Raw genomic sequence first — 16,148 nt, forward strand, 5'->3', positions numbered from 1 at the left:
AGCCATTGGGCGCACCGAATGCACCGTTTGGTCGGCGCTGCAGGATTACTCGGAGCAGTTTAAATGAGTGAAAAACAAGTGTACTGGTTTGTTGGTGCGTCATACGGCGGGACGGAAGATCAGACCGAGCGCTTTCTCGAAGAAGGCATCTGGGAAAACGGATACAGAGACAAGCTCCTAGATAAAGTTCGGGAGATGCAGCCAGGTGAGCGAATTGCCATCAAATCTAGCTATACCCGAAAGCATGGACTGAGTTTTGAGTCTGGGGGCCAGACAGTTTCCGTAATGGCGATAAAAGCCATCGGCACCATCACTCGAAATGTCGGAGACGGGCGAAGGGTCGAGGTGGCTTGGGATCAACAGTTCGATCCCGCCAGGGAATGGTATTTCTATACCAACAGGTCGACGGTCTGGAAGGTCATTCCAGATGATTGGATGAGAGAAGGCCTGGTTAATTTTGCGTTTGCGGGCGGACAGCAGGAAATCAGCCGATTTAGAAATCATCCCTACTGGCGAGAGAGATTCGGCGAGGTTTCCTCAGACAAAAAGCGATTCAGGTGGACACTGTTTTATGAAGCGTTTGCCAAGGCTCTCCTTAATTTCAGGCAGGATAGAGCGGCCTTGGTGACCAAGGCCCTCGAAATCGCGCAAAAATATGGCCTGACCTACCTCGATAAAAAAGGCCTTGACGACATTTGCCCATTCACAACCATGGGGATGTTTAACCGGGGTGTCACTGACGCCAATAGAATCGCGATAGCTCAAGAATTGGCTGATTTCCTGGGCGTGGATGAGGCTGTGCCGAATTCCTTTGAGGGAATTCCGATCTTAAATAACCAGAAGTCTTGGTTTTTTGCCTTTTCTGAGGAACGCGAGCCGAATGCGATTGATAATCTATGGAACCTCTTCGAGCTAGCACAACACCAGGCTGATCAGGAAGACGACGTCGAATCTGACGACTTTACCCAGTTATATGACGAAGTTGCTTCTCAGTTAGGAGTTGGTTGGAACCTCACAATGGGGCTTTACTGGATACGCCCGTGGAGTTATCTGACTCTTGACGCTCAGTCGCAGGAATACATAACAAAGAAGTTGGAGCTGCCAATACCTAAGCAAGGCGGTAAAGGCCGTTGCACTGGCAGAGATTACATTGGGCTTATTCGCGCACTGGAGAAGCGGTTTCAGGAAGACAGCTATCAGGTTCATTCTTTCCCAGACCTCTCGCTGGCGGCCTGGCTTTACAACGCGGATGACGTCTCTGCGCACCCCAACGCCATCGATCCTGATGATGTAATTGATGGAGCCACTGAACCATCGTCCGACCTTTTTGAGCCTTACGGCATCGAGACCGTCGTAAACGATGGCTGTTTCATTCGCAAATCGGCGCTCGAAAACATACTTCAGCGCCTGGAGGATAAAAAAAATATTATTCTGCAAGGCCCGCCGGGTACAGGTAAAACATGGTTGGCTAAAAGGATGGCTTATGCGTTGATGGGAGAGAAAGCGAAGCACCGTCTGTCGTCCGTCCAGTTTCATCCCAATCTTTCCTATGAAGATTTTGTCCGCGGCTATCGACCGGTAGGTGGCGAAAAAGGTCTTGAGCTTGTTGATGGCCCGTTTATGAACTTGGTAGAGCGCGCGAAAAACGATCCCGGCCATCGTTATGTAATGGTTATCGAGGAAGTAAACCGTGGTAATCCTGCTCAAATCTTCGGTGAACTGCTCACACTCATCGAAGCCGATAAGCGTAATCCTGATGATGCTCTGGAACTGAGCCATCACCGGGCTGGCGCACCTCCGGTCTATGTGCCAGAAAATCTATTCATTATCGGCACTATGAACGTTGCAGATCGCTCCTTGGCGTTGGTCGACATGGCTCTCCGACGTCGCTTTGCATTTTTAGATTTGGAGCCAGAACTCAATGAAACTTGGAAGAAGTGGGTGAGTCACCACTTCGATGTCGATATTAGATTTCTGGAGGAAATCCGACGGAGGGTTGAGGGCTTGAATTCGACGATTCGAGACAACCCTGGTTTGGGCAAGCAGTTTTTGATTGGGCACAGTTATTTCACGCCGGCAAGGAATCAAAAAGTCATCGATCCACTTGCTTGGTTTGAGCAGGTTGTTGAGACGGAAATCACGCCGTTGCTGGAGGAATATTGGTTCGATAATGCAGAGAAACCCCAGCAAGAGGCGTCCAAGATGTTGGAAGGACTGTAATGCTGGCTGAGCAAACTGAGGTTGTCCAGCATGAGCGAATGGTGGCTGGAGGTATTCCTGTCAGGAACCTCTGGTTGCTCATGTTATATGCATCAGACCTCTATCGATTTCTGGGTGAGCAGCGTTCGAAGTTTGAAGATAACCCTGAAAAGCTTGCGGACTTGATAGCCGAAGTTCTATGCCATGAGGTCGAAGTTCGGCTGACACGAAATTTAAACGTCGGATATCGCAGACGATCTTCTGATCTCTCAAGGGTGCGGGGCAGAATTGATCATTTAAGGACGGAGGCTCATCAACTGCTGAAAAAAGGGCGAGTACATTGTCACTTCGATGAGCTGTCCCTCGACACTCTTAGGAACCGATATGTGACTTCTGCGTTGAGCAAGCTTGTTGGCTTGGTTGGGGGATCGAAAATGAGAAGCCGGTGCTCCTCACTGGTTTCCCAGCTAGAACGTCTGGGCGTGCGGAATGAGCGGCCACTGCGCTATTCAGGCCGCAATGATCGTTTCTCAAGGAATGATCAAGCAGACGAAAAGATGGCTGTCGCCGCTGATCTGGTGTTCCAAATGGCACTTCCTACTCAGCTGGCAGGCAGATCCTTAATGAGGTCACCCGACTCTGATGTTGTGTGGTTGAGAAGACTTTTTGAGAGGGCTGTTGCTGGGTTCTACAGGGTCGCGCTCGCCAGCACGAAGTGGAGCGTAATGCCGGGCCAACGCCTTTATTGGCAGAAAGAAGAGGAGTCTTCCGGGATTTCTGCGCTTCTTCCGTCCATGCAAACGGATATCGCCCTTGAGTATCCAGATGACGATTACCGATTAGTTGTCGACACCAAATTTAATCGGATCACCACGCCGGGTTACCATCGGGACGAGTCGTTAAGAAGCGGCTACATTTATCAAATGTATGCTTACCTCCGGTCCCAAGAGCGGAATGATGACCTTCGATCGTTGAGCGCAGAGGGAATGCTTCTCCATCCCTCCATTGGGAAGAATGTCTGTGAATCCGTGATGATTCAGGGGCATAAGCTACATTTCAAGACAGTCGACTTAGCGGAAGATGCCGCGAGTATCAGAGCCACTTTGCTCGACGCTCTGCCGCAGCTTGAACCTCCGTAAGGCACCCATGAGTACAATTCTGGGGTAGAGACAAAGTCAGATGGCAACAAAATTACATTTCTTCTTTCAAGGCTATTTCCTGATTTTTCTCAATTTGGACCGCGTTACCTTTGATACCGTCGGGCGGCCACCGCGTTCCGGACTTGGTTTCAAGCCTAACTGACCGAACCAATGCCGCTCTTTACCCATTGCCAGAATGATAAGTTTCGTAGCACGGGTATAGTCGCCTTGACCTGCCCCCAACTTTCTAATTACCACTTTGTTTCTCTGGTAGGTTGATTCACCCGGTCATTCAGGTCACACGCGTGATTGGGTCGTTCCTGAGCTATCCTCTTGGAAACGCAGCAGCCTTTGTCGAATTGCATCTACAAAGTAGTCATGAGTAGCCTGTCGTTAGGATGTCCCTATGTCTCAGTGGGACATACGGTACTCGTCAATGCAATTCTATGGCGGCCGGGAGTTTGTGATGAAAGGTAGCTGTCCATTTTGTGCAGTCACTAAAAACTTGGAGCATCGGTCTTTGCCATCCAATGAATTAGCACATATCCGCCCGGATGGCTTTCCGGTTTCTGATGGTCATTTGCTGATCGTCCCCAATCGCCATACCGCCAATTGGTTTGACCTTACCGCAGCTGAACAACATGCCATCATGGAGCTGGTCGAGCAAGGCAAGCATTGGCTTGAAGAGCGTTACCAACCCGATGGCTACAATATTGGGATGAATTGTGGAACGGCGGCAGGGCAGACGGTTTTGCACATGCATTGTCACCTGATTCCGAGATATGCGGGCGACCAGCAAGATCCTCGCGGCGGCGTGCGATGGGTCATCCCTGAGAAGGCAGATTATTGGAGTGGCCGGTGAGTTTGCTTGATTACGAGAAGCGCTTCTCAACGCTTCGAGTGAACAGCGGTGGCGCTAATAAGAGCCCGCACAAAGTGGCCATGCTCCAGGCTGTTATCGATCTGGTTGAATCAGGTGAGGTCACGAATAATCGTTTCTGTTTTAACGATACTCTTAAGCTCCGTTTCACCGAGCGTTTTCAGGCACTGGCTTCGCCTTCGGATCGGAACAATCCCCACCTACCGTTCTTCCATCTTCGGAGCGAAGGGTTTTGGCATCTCAAAGTCAGACCAGGTCAGCAAGCCCAATATCAACAACTGACAACGGCAACATCGCAGGGCGTCATCGATGCCTACATCGATCATGCGTTTCTGGATGACGAGCTGTTCGAACTGCTGGGTAACCGAATTGCCCGCGAGCTTCTGAGATCCGCGTTGTTAACTAGCCTTGATGAAAAGTCGATTCGCGACCTTCTTCAACCGGAACGTGGCGGTTGGGATTGGTTGGAATGCGAATTTCTGGTCAATGATTACGTGACGATGCTGGAAAAACACCTCGCCGGTGCGCCGTATCGCAAAGCGGCACACCGCAGGGCGCTAAAGCCGCGCTTGAATAATCGCTCCGACGGATCGATCGAATACAAACACCAGAATGTCAGTGCTGTTTTATTGGAGTTGGGGCTGCCGTACATCCCAGGCTATAAACCGGCTTTCAACTACCAGCAACAGCTCAAACAAGTCGTTTTGTCTTATCTTGCGGGCCATCAGAATGTGATTGATGAAGTAAACCTCGTTGCCGACAAGGTCGCCGATGAGCCGGAACATTATGATCGCGGCTGGGATGCGGTGTTCGATCCAGAACCGCCAGAGTGTATTCCCCATGTGGCCGACAGTAAGCCTAGCTATCTGGCGAAACGCATTGATTTCTCGGAACGTGAGCGCCGAAATCGCCAGTTGGGAGAGAGGGCTGAGAAATTCGTTCTTCGAATGGAAAAGCAGCGTCTTATCGCAGAAGGTCGGCCCGACTTAGCCGCAGACGTCGAATGGTCTAGTGAAAGGCGGGGCGATGGGTTGGGGTATGACATTCGCTCTTTTGATGCTTCATGTGATCAAGAGCGCTTTTTGGAGGTTAAGGCGACGAACTCAGGGAAGTATTTGCCGTTTTTCATTAGCGAAAACGAGCGGGCATTTTCCAATGACTTTTCAGATGCATTCCGCCTATATCGAGTTTACGAATTCACAACAGCTCCGAAGTTTTTCATCTTGCCTGGCGCAATTGAACAGCATGTGCAGTTGTTGCCCCAGAACTACCGAGCGCGGTTTTAACGTCAAGCTAGTTGACCCATTAAATGCTCCCAGCGCTGCCTGATTAGCTCTAATCCATCGTACCGCGTCGTAGAAGCGGCCAACTCCTTTAGGTTCCCGTAATAGGAGCTGGCCAGAATCGCTATGTCACGTCATGGACGCGGTCCCCGGCCACGAAAGACGTTGGCAAGAACCGAAACCACGAGCAGCACCAGGAAAATAAAGAACAGGATCTTGGCGAAGCCCGCTGCGGTACCAGCGATGCCGCCGAAGCCCAGCACGCCCGCGATGATGGCGATAACCAAACACACCAGTGCCCAATACAACATAACGAATCCTCCTTTTGGAGCCTTCCTGCCGGCGACTGTCGATGCCGGCGATCCAGCAGACTTTCCGTACGTGTCTTCCAACGTTGCACAGGCATCGGTTTAGGGCAAATTCGCGTTGTCTCATTCGTCTTAAAAAGAATCGGCAAGCTGCTGAATATAAAGCGTAAGTTTTCTTTATTATGGTTTATTCAGCTTGTGTTAATCTGGCAGTTTTCCAAAAATAGCCCGCCAACCCGGACACCGGCGTTTCGGGTCGGTATCATCGGAAAAAAGCCTTCCAGGGAACCAGAATGCGAGCAGTAGACAGGCCAGCGCTACCGACCGGTTTTCAGGTCATTCATGCCAACAAGCTGGAAGATCTGCGTGCGGTGACGGTGGAACTTATTCGCACGTTTCCGCTGGATCCGCTCGAAAACGATGTCTTCCTGGTCCACTCCAACGGCATCGCCCAGTGGCTCAAGCTGGCGCTGGCCCGGGACGAGGACGACCCGACGCTGCCGGGCAATGGCATCGCCGCCGCCATGCAGTTCCTGCTGCCTTCGCGCTTCCTCTGGCAGGTCTACCGGACCGTTCTTGGGGAAGACGCCGTTCCCGAACAATCGCCGTTCGACAAGGACCGCATGACCTGGCGCCTGATGCGCCTGATTCCGGAACTGGTGACTCAACCCGGCTACGAACCCCTGGCGCGTTTCCTCAGTGGCGGTCAGGAAGCCCGGCGTCGTTACCAACTGGCCGAGCGGGTGGCGGACCTGTTCGACCAATACCAGGTCTACCGGGCCGACTGGCTGGAAAGCTGGGCTGACGGTCAGGATGTGTTGCATGTCCGCGGTTCCGAGGAGCGCGCCGTACCGGCCGAACAGCTCTGGCAACCGGCGCTGTGGCGGGCCCTGATTGCCGATATCGAAGGCAGCGGCGCGAATACCAGCCGGGCCGAGGTCCACACCCGTTTTCTGGAAGCCGCCGCCAAACTTGATGGCGATAGCCGACCGGCTCATCTGCCGCGGCGGGTGGTGGTCTTCGGCCTGTCGTCTTTGCCTCAGCAAACGCTCGACGTGTTAAGCGCGCTGGGCCGCTGCTGCCAGGTCATCCTGTGCGTCCACAATCCCTGCCAGTACCACTGGGCGGATATTATCGAGGACAAGGATCTGCTGCGGGCCGAACGCCAGCGCCGGGCCCGCAAGCCGGGCATGCCCGTTCAACTGGACGACCACAACCTGCACCTGCACGCCAATCCGCTGCTCGCCGCCTGGGGCAAGCAGGGGCGCGATTATATTCGCCTGCTGGACCACTACGATGTGCCAGAGAGCTACGACCACTGGCTGGACCGCGTTGACCTGTTCCGGGAAAGCGACGGCCGTTCACTGCTGCAGGATCTGCAGAACGACATCCTCAACCTGAATCCGGTGCATGAAAGCGAACGCCAGGCGACAGAGGCCGATCGCGCCGACCGGTCGCTGGTGTTCCACGCCGCCCACAGTCCCCTGCGGGAAGTGGAAATCCTGCACGATCAGCTGCTGGCCGCCTTCAGCGCCGATCCGACACTGCAGCCCCAGGACATCATCGTCATGGTGCCGGACATCAACGCCTACACGCCCCACGTGGAAGCCGTGTTTGGCCAGCTGGATCCGGAGGACGACCGCTACATTCCGTACACCATCTCGGACCAGGGCCAGCGTCACCAGTCGCCGGTTGTCGCGGCCCTGGAGGCGTTGATGTCGCTGCCGGAATCCCGTCTCGCGGTCAGCGATGTGCTCGATCTGCTGGACGTGCCGCTATTGCGCGACCGTTTCGGCCTGACGGAAGACGATCTACCCCAGCTGCACGACTGGATTCGTGGCGCCAATATCCGCTGGGGTCTGGACGATCGCCACCGCGCCTCCCTGGAATTACCGCCGGATCTGTTCCGCAACACCTGGCTGTTTGGTCTGCGCCGCATGCTGCTGGGCTACGCCACCGGGGAAGGGGAACCGTGGCAAGCCATCGAACCTTACGACGAAGTGGGCGGCCTGGAAAGCCGGCTGGCCGGGCAGCTCGACGCCTTTGTTCGCCAGCTGCAGCAATACTGGGAATGGCTGAGCGAATCCCGCGCGCCGGCGGAGTGGGTCGCCGTACTGCACCAACTGCTGCGGGACTTCTTCGGCGAACCTGAGGGCGAGGACGTGCTGCTGTTCAGCCAGCTGGAAGCGGCGTTGGACCAGTGGTTCGATGCCTGCGAGCAGGCCGGGCTGGACGATTCGCTGCCACTGCACGTGGTGCGCGACGTGTTGCTGGAGCGGCTGGACCAGGGCGGCCTCAGCCAACGGTTCCTGGCGGGCAAGGTGAACTTCGCCACGCTGCTGCCGATGCGGGCGATCCCGTTCCGGCGGGTGTGTCTGCTGGGCATGAACGACGGTGACTACCCGCGCACCCAACCGCCCATGGATTTCGACCTGATGGCCCGGGATTACCGCCCCGGCGATCGCTCCCGGCGGGAGGACGACCGCTTCCTGTTCCTGGAAGCCTTCCTGTCGGCGCGGGATCAGTTCTACGTGTCCTGGGTCGGGCGCAGCATTCACGACAACAGCGAGCGGCCGCCTTCGGTGTTGATCGCCCAGTTGCGGGATCATATCGACCGGGTCCGGCGTCCTGCCGAGGGCGACGATCCCTTAACAAAGACGCTGACCACGCTGCATCCGTTGCAGCCCTTCAGCACCCGTTATTTCCCGTCGCCGGATGAGGATTCGCCGCTGTTTACGTTTGCGCAGGAATGGCGGGCGGCGCTGGAAGGCGATCAAGAGGAAAGTGCCGATGCACACGTCTGGCCGGAAAGCCTCCCGGAGACCGTCTTTGAGCAACCGTTGGGCCTGACCGAACTGGCCCGCTTCCTGCGCCAGCCGTCGGCGGTGTTCTTCCAGCAGCGTTTGGGCGTTTATTTTGAGCGCGCCTCGCAGGACAGTGAGGACGAGGAACCCATCGTCCTGGATGGCCTCGGCCGCTGGCAGCTCACCGACCATCTCGTGCAGGACGTGCTCCAGCACGAATCCGACCCGGATCAGCTCACCGACAAGCTACGACAGGCCGCCCATCGGGCCGTCGGGCGAGGGGAGCTGGCACTGGCGGAGGGACTGGCTTCACTCCAGGTGCGTCAGGCCATCGCGCCGTTGCCCGAGCTGTACGGCCGCTATCGAGAATTGCTGGCTTCCGCTCCGCAGGTGGAATCGCTGAGGCCCGTGCGCATCAGCATAGAACGGGGCGATCACCACCTGGTGCTGGAAGACTGGGTCCGGGATCTGCGCTTCGCTGACGACGGCCGCGCCCTCCAGATCGTCCTGAGCAGCAGCAACATCACGACGCCGGATCGCCGCTATCGCTGGCACCAGCTGCTTCGGCCCTGGATCCAGCACTTGGCAGCCAATGCCGTGGCGGCGCCGGTGACCACCCACGTGTTGAGCCAGGCCGGCGATGTGGCCTTCAGTCCCCTGGATCGAATCCGGGCAGAAAGCGCCCTGGAAGATCTGATGCACGCCTGGTTGGACGCATTGCTGAGCCCGTTCCCGGTGGCGCCCAAGACGGCCTTCGCCTGGCTGTCCGTCGAGAAAAAAGGGGAGGAGGGCATGCTCCGCGCGGCCCAGGGCGCCTACGAGCCCCAGTTCAAACGAAGCGGTGAAGTGGACGAGAGCCCCTACCTGCAACGGTTGTATCCCGATTTCGACAGTCTCTGGGCGACCGGCCGGTTTGCAGCGCTGACCGACCGCCTGTACCGCCCCATCTGGGCCAACGTACACAACGAAGCGGATCAACTCGGCGGAGAGGACAAGGCATGAGCGATACCGACAACCGCCGATTGGACCCCATCACCTTTCCGCTGCACGGCAGCCGGCTGATCGAGGCCAGCGCGGGTACGGGCAAGACCTTCACCATCGCGCTGCTCTACGTGCGGGCGATCCTCGGCCACGAGCCCATCGCCGACCACGCCCACGGGCTGACGCCACGGGACATCCTGGTGGTGACCTTTACCGAAGCGGCCACCAAGGAACTGCGGGACCGCATCCGGGCGCGCCTGGCGGAAGCCGCGGACCTGTTCCGGGCGGATCCGGCATCGATCGACGCCAATCAACGCGACAACGAAACCGACCCGCTCAAACGCCTGCGCAATACCTGCCTGGATGAGAGCTGGGCGGCGAACGCGCGGCTGCTGGAACTGGCGGCGGAATCCATGGACGAAGCCGCCGTGCACACCATCCACGGCTGGTGTTACCGGATGCTGCGGGAGCACGCCTTCGACAGCGGCGGCCTGTTTCACCAGACCCTGGAAACCGACCATTCCGAGCTGCAGGCGGAAGTCGTGCGTGACTACTGGCGCACCTTCGTCAATCCGCTGTCGGAAAGCGCCATGGAGACCTACCTGCAGGCGATTGCTTCGCCGGACGCGCTGCACGACGCCATCCGCCCGCTGGTGAACAGTCCGGATGTGGAATCCAATGACGAACTGACCGATCCCCAGTCGCTGATCGAGCCGGCCATGGCCGAGCGGGTGGCGCTGTTCGACCGTTTGCGGCCGGCCATCCCGGAGGCTGTCACCGATTTCCGGGAACGCTTTGAGCGGGCCAAGGCCGCCAAGGAAGTGGATGGCCGCAAGCTGCGCGCCGACTGGCTCGAAGGTTGGCTGAACGGGTTGCTGGAGTGGTCGCAGACCGACGGCGTGGCCTTGCCCTCGGTGAGCGACAAACTGTGGGAGCGACTGACCTCCGACGGCGTCAGCGAATGCTGGAAAAAGGGCGCGCCGCCGACCGACGCCGCCCTGATTAAGGCGGTGGACGACCTGGCGGCTGAACGCGAACGGGAGATCCCACGGGAGATCCTGGTGCGCCAGGCCGCCGGCTGGTGTCGGGTGCGTCTGGAACAGGAAAAGCAGCGCCGTGCCGAGATGGGCTTCGATGACCTGCTGACCCGACTCGACAGCGCGCTGCAAGGCGAGGGCGGCGAACGACTGGCCCAGGCGATCCGGCAGCAGTTCCCGCTGGCCCTGGTGGACGAATTCCAGGACACCGACCCGATCCAGTACCGGATTTTCGATGCGGTCTACCGGGTGCCCGACGACCGGCCGGAAACCGGTTTCTTCATGATCGGCGATCCCAAGCAGGCCATCTACGCGTTCCGGGGCGCAGACATCCACACCTACCTCAAAGCCAGGAACGCCACGGCCGGGCGCCACTATACGCTGGCCCGTAACTTCCGTTCGGCCGAGGCCATGGTGACCGCCAGCAACCAGATCTTCCAGCAGGGCGAGTCCGCCTCCGGCAAGGGCGCGTTCCGCTTCCGGCGCAGCGATGGGGTCAACCCGTTGCCATTCCACGCCGTCGAAGCCCAGGGCCGGAAGGAGCGGTTTGAAGTGGCGAACGAGGAGCCGCCGGCGCTGACTCTCTGGTACGGCGATGAAGCCGGCACCAAGGACGCGACGGTGGAGAGCATCGCCGCATCGTCCGCCAGTGAAATCGTCCGGCTGCTGAATCTGGGTCGCCAGGGCCAAGCCGGTTTCCGGGATGCCCATGGAAAACTGGACGCCTTGAAGGCCAGCGATATCGCGGTGCTGGTGAACACCGGCCGCGAGGCGGACGCCGTGCGGGGCGAACTGGCACAAAGAGGCGTTAAAAGCGTTTACCTGTCGGACCGCGCTTCCGTGCTGGACACGCAACAGGCGGCGGACGTGCTGCTGTGGCTGGAAGCCTGCGCCGAACCGGAGCGGGAGCGTCCGGTCCGCGCCGCACTGGCCACCGCCACACTGGACCTGGACTGGAACACGTTGGATCACTTGCGCCAGGACGAGCTGGCCTGGGAGGCAGAGATCGAACGCTTCCGCGAGTTGGGCCAGATCTGGCGCGATAAGGGCGTGCTGGCGATGATCCGGCGCATCCTGTCGACATTCGATGTGGCCGCCCGCCTGCTGCGCCAGGCCAACGGTGAACGGGCGCTGACCGATGTGCTGCATATCGCCGAACTGCTGCAGCAGGCCAGCCAGCACATCGACGGCGAACAGGCCCTGATCCGTCATTTTGAGGAAATGATCGCCGACCCCGGCGCGGACGCGGAAACCCGCCAGGTGCGCCTGGAAAGCGACGCGGATCTGGTGCAGGTGGTGACCGTCCACAAATCAAAGGGTCTGGAATACCCGCTGGTGTTCCTGCCGTTTGCCTCCGGCGCCCGTCCGGTCACCCCGAAGCAGTCACCGATTCGCTGGCACGACGCCGAGGGCCGTCGACAGCTGTCGTTCAATCCGGACGGTGATGCGGTGGCCATGGCCGACGAGGAACGCCTCGGCGAGGACATCCGCAAACTTTACGTGGCCCTGACCCGGGCCCGCTACGCCACCTGGGTCGGCGCGCCTTTCCTGCGCAAGGAGACACCGCTGGGCGCGCTGGCATCGCTCGGCGCCTTCGACGACAGCGGCGAGACGGAGTGGGCCGGTTGCCTCCAGCAACTGGCCGGCGATTGCGATGCCATCGCCGTCCTTGAACAGCCCGAGGCTTCCGATATCCATTATCAGCCGGAGGCGGCGCGGCAGCCCGGTCCGGCCCTGACACCCGTTCGTCAGGCGGGCGAGCACTGGTGGATCGCCAGTTATTCGGCCATTCGCTATCAGCAGCCTGATACCGAGACAGAGGCGGGCAGTGGGCTTCCAGTTGACGCTCGCGAACCCGAAACCCCGGACGCCGAACGCCTGTCCGAGGAAAGTGAGGCGCCTGCAGCGGTGGCCCTCAAGCCCCTGCGCACGCCCTCGACCCACGAGCGGCGACTGCATCGTTTCTACCGCGGCGCCGGCCCCGGCACCTTCCTGCACGATGTACTGGAATGGGCCGCAGAAACCGGCTTCGCCCGGGTTCTGGCGGAACCCGAGGTGATGCAGGAATGGCTCACCCGACGTTGCAGCATCCGCGGCTGGGACGCCTGGGCGTACCCATTGGGCCACTGGCTGACTGACCTGATCCAGGCGGACCTGCCGCTACCGCTTCAGCCGGATGGCACCGCCGGGACATTGCGTTTTGCGGACGAGCCCCGGATGGTCCCGGAGATGGAGTTCTGGATCGCCAGCCAGAGCCTGGATGTGCGCAAGCTGGATGCAGTGGTCCGCCACCACACCCTGGGCGGCCGGCAGCGTCCGGTGGCGTCGCCGCTCCAGCTCAACGGCATGTTGAAGGGCTTTATCGACCTGGTGTTCGAACAGGACGGCCGCTACTACGTGGCGGACTACAAATCGAACTACATCGGGCCGGACGATGCGGACTACCACCCGGACGCGCTGGCCGAGGTCATCGCCGAGCACCGCTACGACCTGCAGTATTGCCTGTACCTGCTGGCCCTGCATCGCCTACTGCGATCCCGGCTACCGGACTACGATTACGACCGTCACATCGGCGGCGCTGTCTACCTGTTCCTGCGCGGCAACCAGGCCGAAAGCCGGGGCGTGTTCTGCGAGCGGCCGGACCGGGAATTGATCGACACACTGGATCGCCTGTTCCGGGGCGAATCCGTGACGGGCACAGCGAGCGACGCACCATGACCACCGATACCACTCAACAGATGTTTGCCTTCGACGACGCACCGCTGAAGGATGCAGAGACCGTCTTGTCGATCCTGCGCCAGTGGGTGGATCTGGAATGGTTGCGGGCGCTCGACCTGTCACTGGTCACGCTGCTGCACGACGAAGCCGTCAAAGCAGGGCAGGCGCCCGACCCGTTGCTGCTGATGGCGGTAGCCCTGGCGTCCCATCAACTGGGTCGCGGGCACGTCTGCCTGGATCTGGCGACCATGAACCGCCAGGGCTACGACGCGCTGCTGTCGCTACCGCCGGAAAACGAGGAGGCGCCGGAGCAGCGTCTGCTGCCGTCGGAAGTCCTGCTCGGCGTGTCGGCGGACGAATGGGATCAGGCCCTGAATCACCCGCTGTTGGTGGCCAATGGTGCCGACGCAGAGACTCAAACCAACCAGCCCCTGGTGCGGAACGGCCTCCGGCTCTACCTGCGCCGCTACTGGCGCTATGAACAGACCATTGCCGACCAGATTGCGCAGCGGCTGGCTCAGGCCGCACCGATCCAGACGACCGGTTCCCAGGAAGCCCAGTTACTGGAAGAAGCCCTGACCCGGCTGTTTGGCGCCGCCAAGCCGGAGAGCGACACCGACTGGCAGCGGGTCGCCTGCGCCAATGCGGCCCGGGGCGGTTTCAGTGTGATCACCGGTGGTCCGGGGACGGGCAAGACCACCACAGTCGTGCGACTCCTGGCGGCGTTGCAGCACGTGGCCATGAATCGCCCGGAAGATAAACGGGAGTTGGTCATCCGCCTGGCGGCACCTACCGGTAAAGCCGCCGCCCGACTCAACGAGTCCATCGCCGGCGCCGTGGACAAGCTGGACCTGGCGGCCTTTGGCGACGGGGAGGGCCTGCGCCAGGCCATCCTGACCGAAGTCACCACGCTGCACCGGCTGATGGGCAGTATCCCGGGATCGCGGCGCTTCCGGCATCATCGCCACAATCCGCTGCTGGTGGATGTCCTGGTTGTGGACGAGGCGTCGATGGTGGACGTGGAAATGATGGCCCAGGTGCTCGACGCCTTGCCCGAGAACGCCCGGATCATCCTGCTGGGGGACAAGGACCAGCTGGCGTCCGTGGACGCCGGTGCAGTGCTGGGGGATTTGTGTCAGCGGGCTGGTGAGGGCGGTTATCGCGAGTCCACGCTGGAATGGCTGGAATCGATCACCGGTTGCCGGATTGATCGCCAGTTCGCCGCCAAAGACGGCTCGGCACTGGACCAGAGCATCACGTTATTGCGGCGCAGCTATCGTTTTGACGAACACAGCGGCATTGGTCAGCTGGCCAGGGCCGTAAACCAGGCCGGCACGGGCGACACCCCGGTGAATCCGGCGGACGTGTCGCAGTTGTTTGAGAAGGGCTATCCCGACATCGCGCGCCGAAGATTGCCGCGAGACAGCGACTCGGTCATCGCCGAGCACTGTATTTCCGGCGGAGCCGAAGCCTTCCCGGCGGTCGGGCAGGGACGGGGCAACGGCATCGAATCGCCCCGGGGCTACGCCCATTACCTGCAGGTGATGAAGCACACCGCTCCGGCGCCGGGCGCCGACCAGACCGAGCTGGATCAGTGGGCGAACGCGGTGCTGAAAGCCCACAACCAGTTCCAGGTCCTGTACGCCTTGCGGCGTGGGCCGCTGGGCGTGGAAGGGCTGAACACGCTGATTGCCGGCGCGCTCCAGTCCCGTGGCCTGATCGGCGCGACCGAGGGCTGGTACGCCGGTCGTCCGGTGCTGGTCACCCGCAACGACTACAGCGTGGGACTGATGAACGGGGATATCGGGATTACCCTGTCTGTTCCGGTGACCGGTGAGGCGGGCGATTCAAACCGGCAGGTCCTGCGTGTGGCGTTCCCGGCCAACGATGGCAGCGGCCGGATCAAGTGGGTGCTACCCAGTCGCCTGCACGCGGTCGAGACGGTCTATGCCATGACCGTCCACAAATCCCAGGGCTCGGAATTCGTGCACACGTGCCTGATCCTGCCGGACCGGCGCAATCCGGTACTGACCCGGGAGCTGGTCTACACCGGCATCACCCGGGCGCGGCATTGGTTCAGCCTGTTGTTCCCGGATGAGGGGGTATTCCAGGATGCGATCAGCCGTGGGGTGACGCGGACGTCCGGGTTGCGGGCGGCGTTGGAGGGGTAATTATTTGGTTCATCGCAGATTAGCGTGAAAAAGAAAGGAAGACGGCGGTAAAACCGGTTAAGTTTTTGTTCGCCAAAACCAAAACAATAACCAACATACCGCCGTCATCATGCATGCTAACCCGGATTTCTCATAGGTCTCCACCGAGTCTCGCAAACGGGTTGCATCACCGCCATATCCAGCCAACTCCCGTGTTGACTGCTTGATTATTGATCAATTTCGGTAGTCCGGACACAGTTCCCCCTTTCCCCCATTGACTCGGGCCGGGGGAGCCCGAACATCTACCCCGGAACCAGGCGACGCGCCAGATCCGCCAGTTCGTCTTTGTAGGGATAGCTGTCACTCATCAGCACCCGGACCCGGCGGGTATTGCGGATGATGACGGCCCCGACCTTGATCAGTTTAAGCCTCAGAGTGCTGGCGCTCATTCTCGCGAAGGGCGTCTTTTTCAGGTGGGACCGCAACCGTTCGAACAAGGTGTAGGCAAAGCCCGACAGGATCAGTCGCCACTGGTTGGTCCACCAGTGGGTGCTGGAAGTACGGTCGGCAAACAGGCTCAGTTGCTGGTCCTTGATCCGGTTCTCCATGTCGCCCCGGGCACAATATTGCTCGTAGTAGAGCTTGAAGC

The 16,148-nt window shown here is 59.5% G+C and carries 9 protein-coding genes; 7 read left to right on the top strand and 2 right to left on the bottom strand.

What is annotated here, in order from left to right; translation table 11 throughout:
• Positions 1 to 63: 63 nt before the first annotated feature.
• The 4 genes from EB809_RS08945 to EB809_RS08960 all read left to right on the top strand — a co-directional run bounded on the left by EB809_RS08945 (position 64) and on the right by EB809_RS08960 (position 5,504).
• Entirely contained in the window at positions 64 to 2,220 is a 2,157-nt protein-coding gene (locus EB809_RS08945) for an AAA family ATPase (RefSeq protein WP_123634474.1), read from the top strand.
• Positions 2,220 to 3,338 (top strand): 5-methylcytosine-specific restriction endonuclease system specificity protein McrC, encoded by a 1,119-nt coding sequence (gene mcrC / locus EB809_RS08950; protein ID WP_123634475.1) that lies wholly within the window; start codon positions 2,220 to 2,222, stop codon positions 3,336 to 3,338. Before EB809_RS08945 ends, mcrC begins: the two co-directional genes overlap by 1 nt.
• Before the next feature lie 406 nt (positions 3,339 to 3,744).
• Positions 3,745 to 4,200, top strand: a complete 456-nt coding sequence (locus EB809_RS08955) for an HIT family protein (protein WP_223807886.1) — start codon at positions 3,745 to 3,747, stop codon at positions 4,198 to 4,200.
• Entirely contained in the window at positions 4,197 to 5,504 is a 1,308-nt protein-coding gene (locus tag EB809_RS08960; RefSeq protein WP_123634476.1) for a DUF3883 domain-containing protein, read from the top strand. Before EB809_RS08955 ends, EB809_RS08960 begins: the two co-directional genes overlap by 4 nt.
• A gap of 131 nt (positions 5,505 to 5,635) precedes the next feature.
• Here EB809_RS08960 and EB809_RS08965 read toward each other — a convergent pair whose 3' ends face one another.
• A complete protein-coding gene (locus EB809_RS08965; protein WP_123634477.1) occupies positions 5,636 to 5,812 on the bottom strand; it encodes a DUF1328 domain-containing protein in 177 nt (58 codons plus the stop codon).
• A 290-nt stretch (positions 5,813 to 6,102) separates the two neighbouring features.
• Here EB809_RS08965 and recC point away from each other — a divergent pair, with 290 nt between their 5' ends.
• Genes recC through recD form a run of 3 tightly spaced genes read left to right on the top strand, consistent with a single transcriptional unit; the run spans position 6,103 to position 15,520 of the window.
• The gene (recC, locus tag EB809_RS08970) at positions 6,103 to 9,615 is read left to right on the top strand and encodes an exodeoxyribonuclease V subunit gamma (protein WP_123634478.1); all 3,513 of its coding nucleotides are present in this window, start codon (positions 6,103 to 6,105) and stop codon (positions 9,613 to 9,615) included.
• Entirely contained in the window at positions 9,612 to 13,349 is a 3,738-nt protein-coding gene (recB, locus tag EB809_RS08975) for an exodeoxyribonuclease V subunit beta (RefSeq protein WP_123634479.1), read from the top strand. The genes recC and recB overlap by 4 nt, the downstream gene beginning before the upstream one ends.
• Positions 13,346 to 15,520 (top strand): exodeoxyribonuclease V subunit alpha, encoded by a 2,175-nt coding sequence (gene recD, locus EB809_RS08980; RefSeq protein WP_123634480.1) that lies wholly within the window; start codon positions 13,346 to 13,348, stop codon positions 15,518 to 15,520. The genes recB and recD overlap by 4 nt, the downstream gene beginning before the upstream one ends.
• Before the next feature lie 281 nt (positions 15,521 to 15,801).
• Here the strand turns inward: recD and EB809_RS08985 are convergent.
• Positions 15,802 to 16,148, bottom strand: a 347-nt coding sequence (locus EB809_RS08985; RefSeq protein ID WP_190294857.1) for a transposase, incomplete at its 5' end; no start/stop codon positions are given.

Source organism: Marinobacter sp. R17, from assembly GCF_003789045.1.
GTDB classification, from domain to species: domain Bacteria; phylum Pseudomonadota; class Gammaproteobacteria; order Pseudomonadales; family Oleiphilaceae; genus Marinobacter_A; species Marinobacter_A mangrovi.

Bases quoted from the DNA above. Each gene is read 5' to 3' on its own strand.
- EB809_RS08945 (WP_123634474.1), top strand. From the start codon at position 64: ATGAGTGAAAAACAAGTGTACTGGTTTGTTGGTGCGTCATACGGCGGG.
- mcrC (WP_123634475.1), top strand. From the start codon at position 2,220: ATGCTGGCTGAGCAAACTGAGGTTGTCCAGCATGAGCGAATGGTGGCT.
- EB809_RS08955 (WP_223807886.1), top strand. From the start codon at position 3,745: ATGTCTCAGTGGGACATACGGTACTCGTCAATGCAATTCTATGGCGGC.
- EB809_RS08965 (WP_123634477.1), bottom strand. From the start codon at position 5,812: ATGTTGTATTGGGCACTGGTGTGTTTGGTTATCGCCATCATCGCGGGC.
- recC (WP_123634478.1), top strand. From the start codon at position 6,103: ATGCGAGCAGTAGACAGGCCAGCGCTACCGACCGGTTTTCAGGTCATT.
- recB (WP_123634479.1), top strand. From the start codon at position 9,612: ATGAGCGATACCGACAACCGCCGATTGGACCCCATCACCTTTCCGCTG.
- recD (WP_123634480.1), top strand. From the start codon at position 13,346: ATGACCACCGATACCACTCAACAGATGTTTGCCTTCGACGACGCACCG.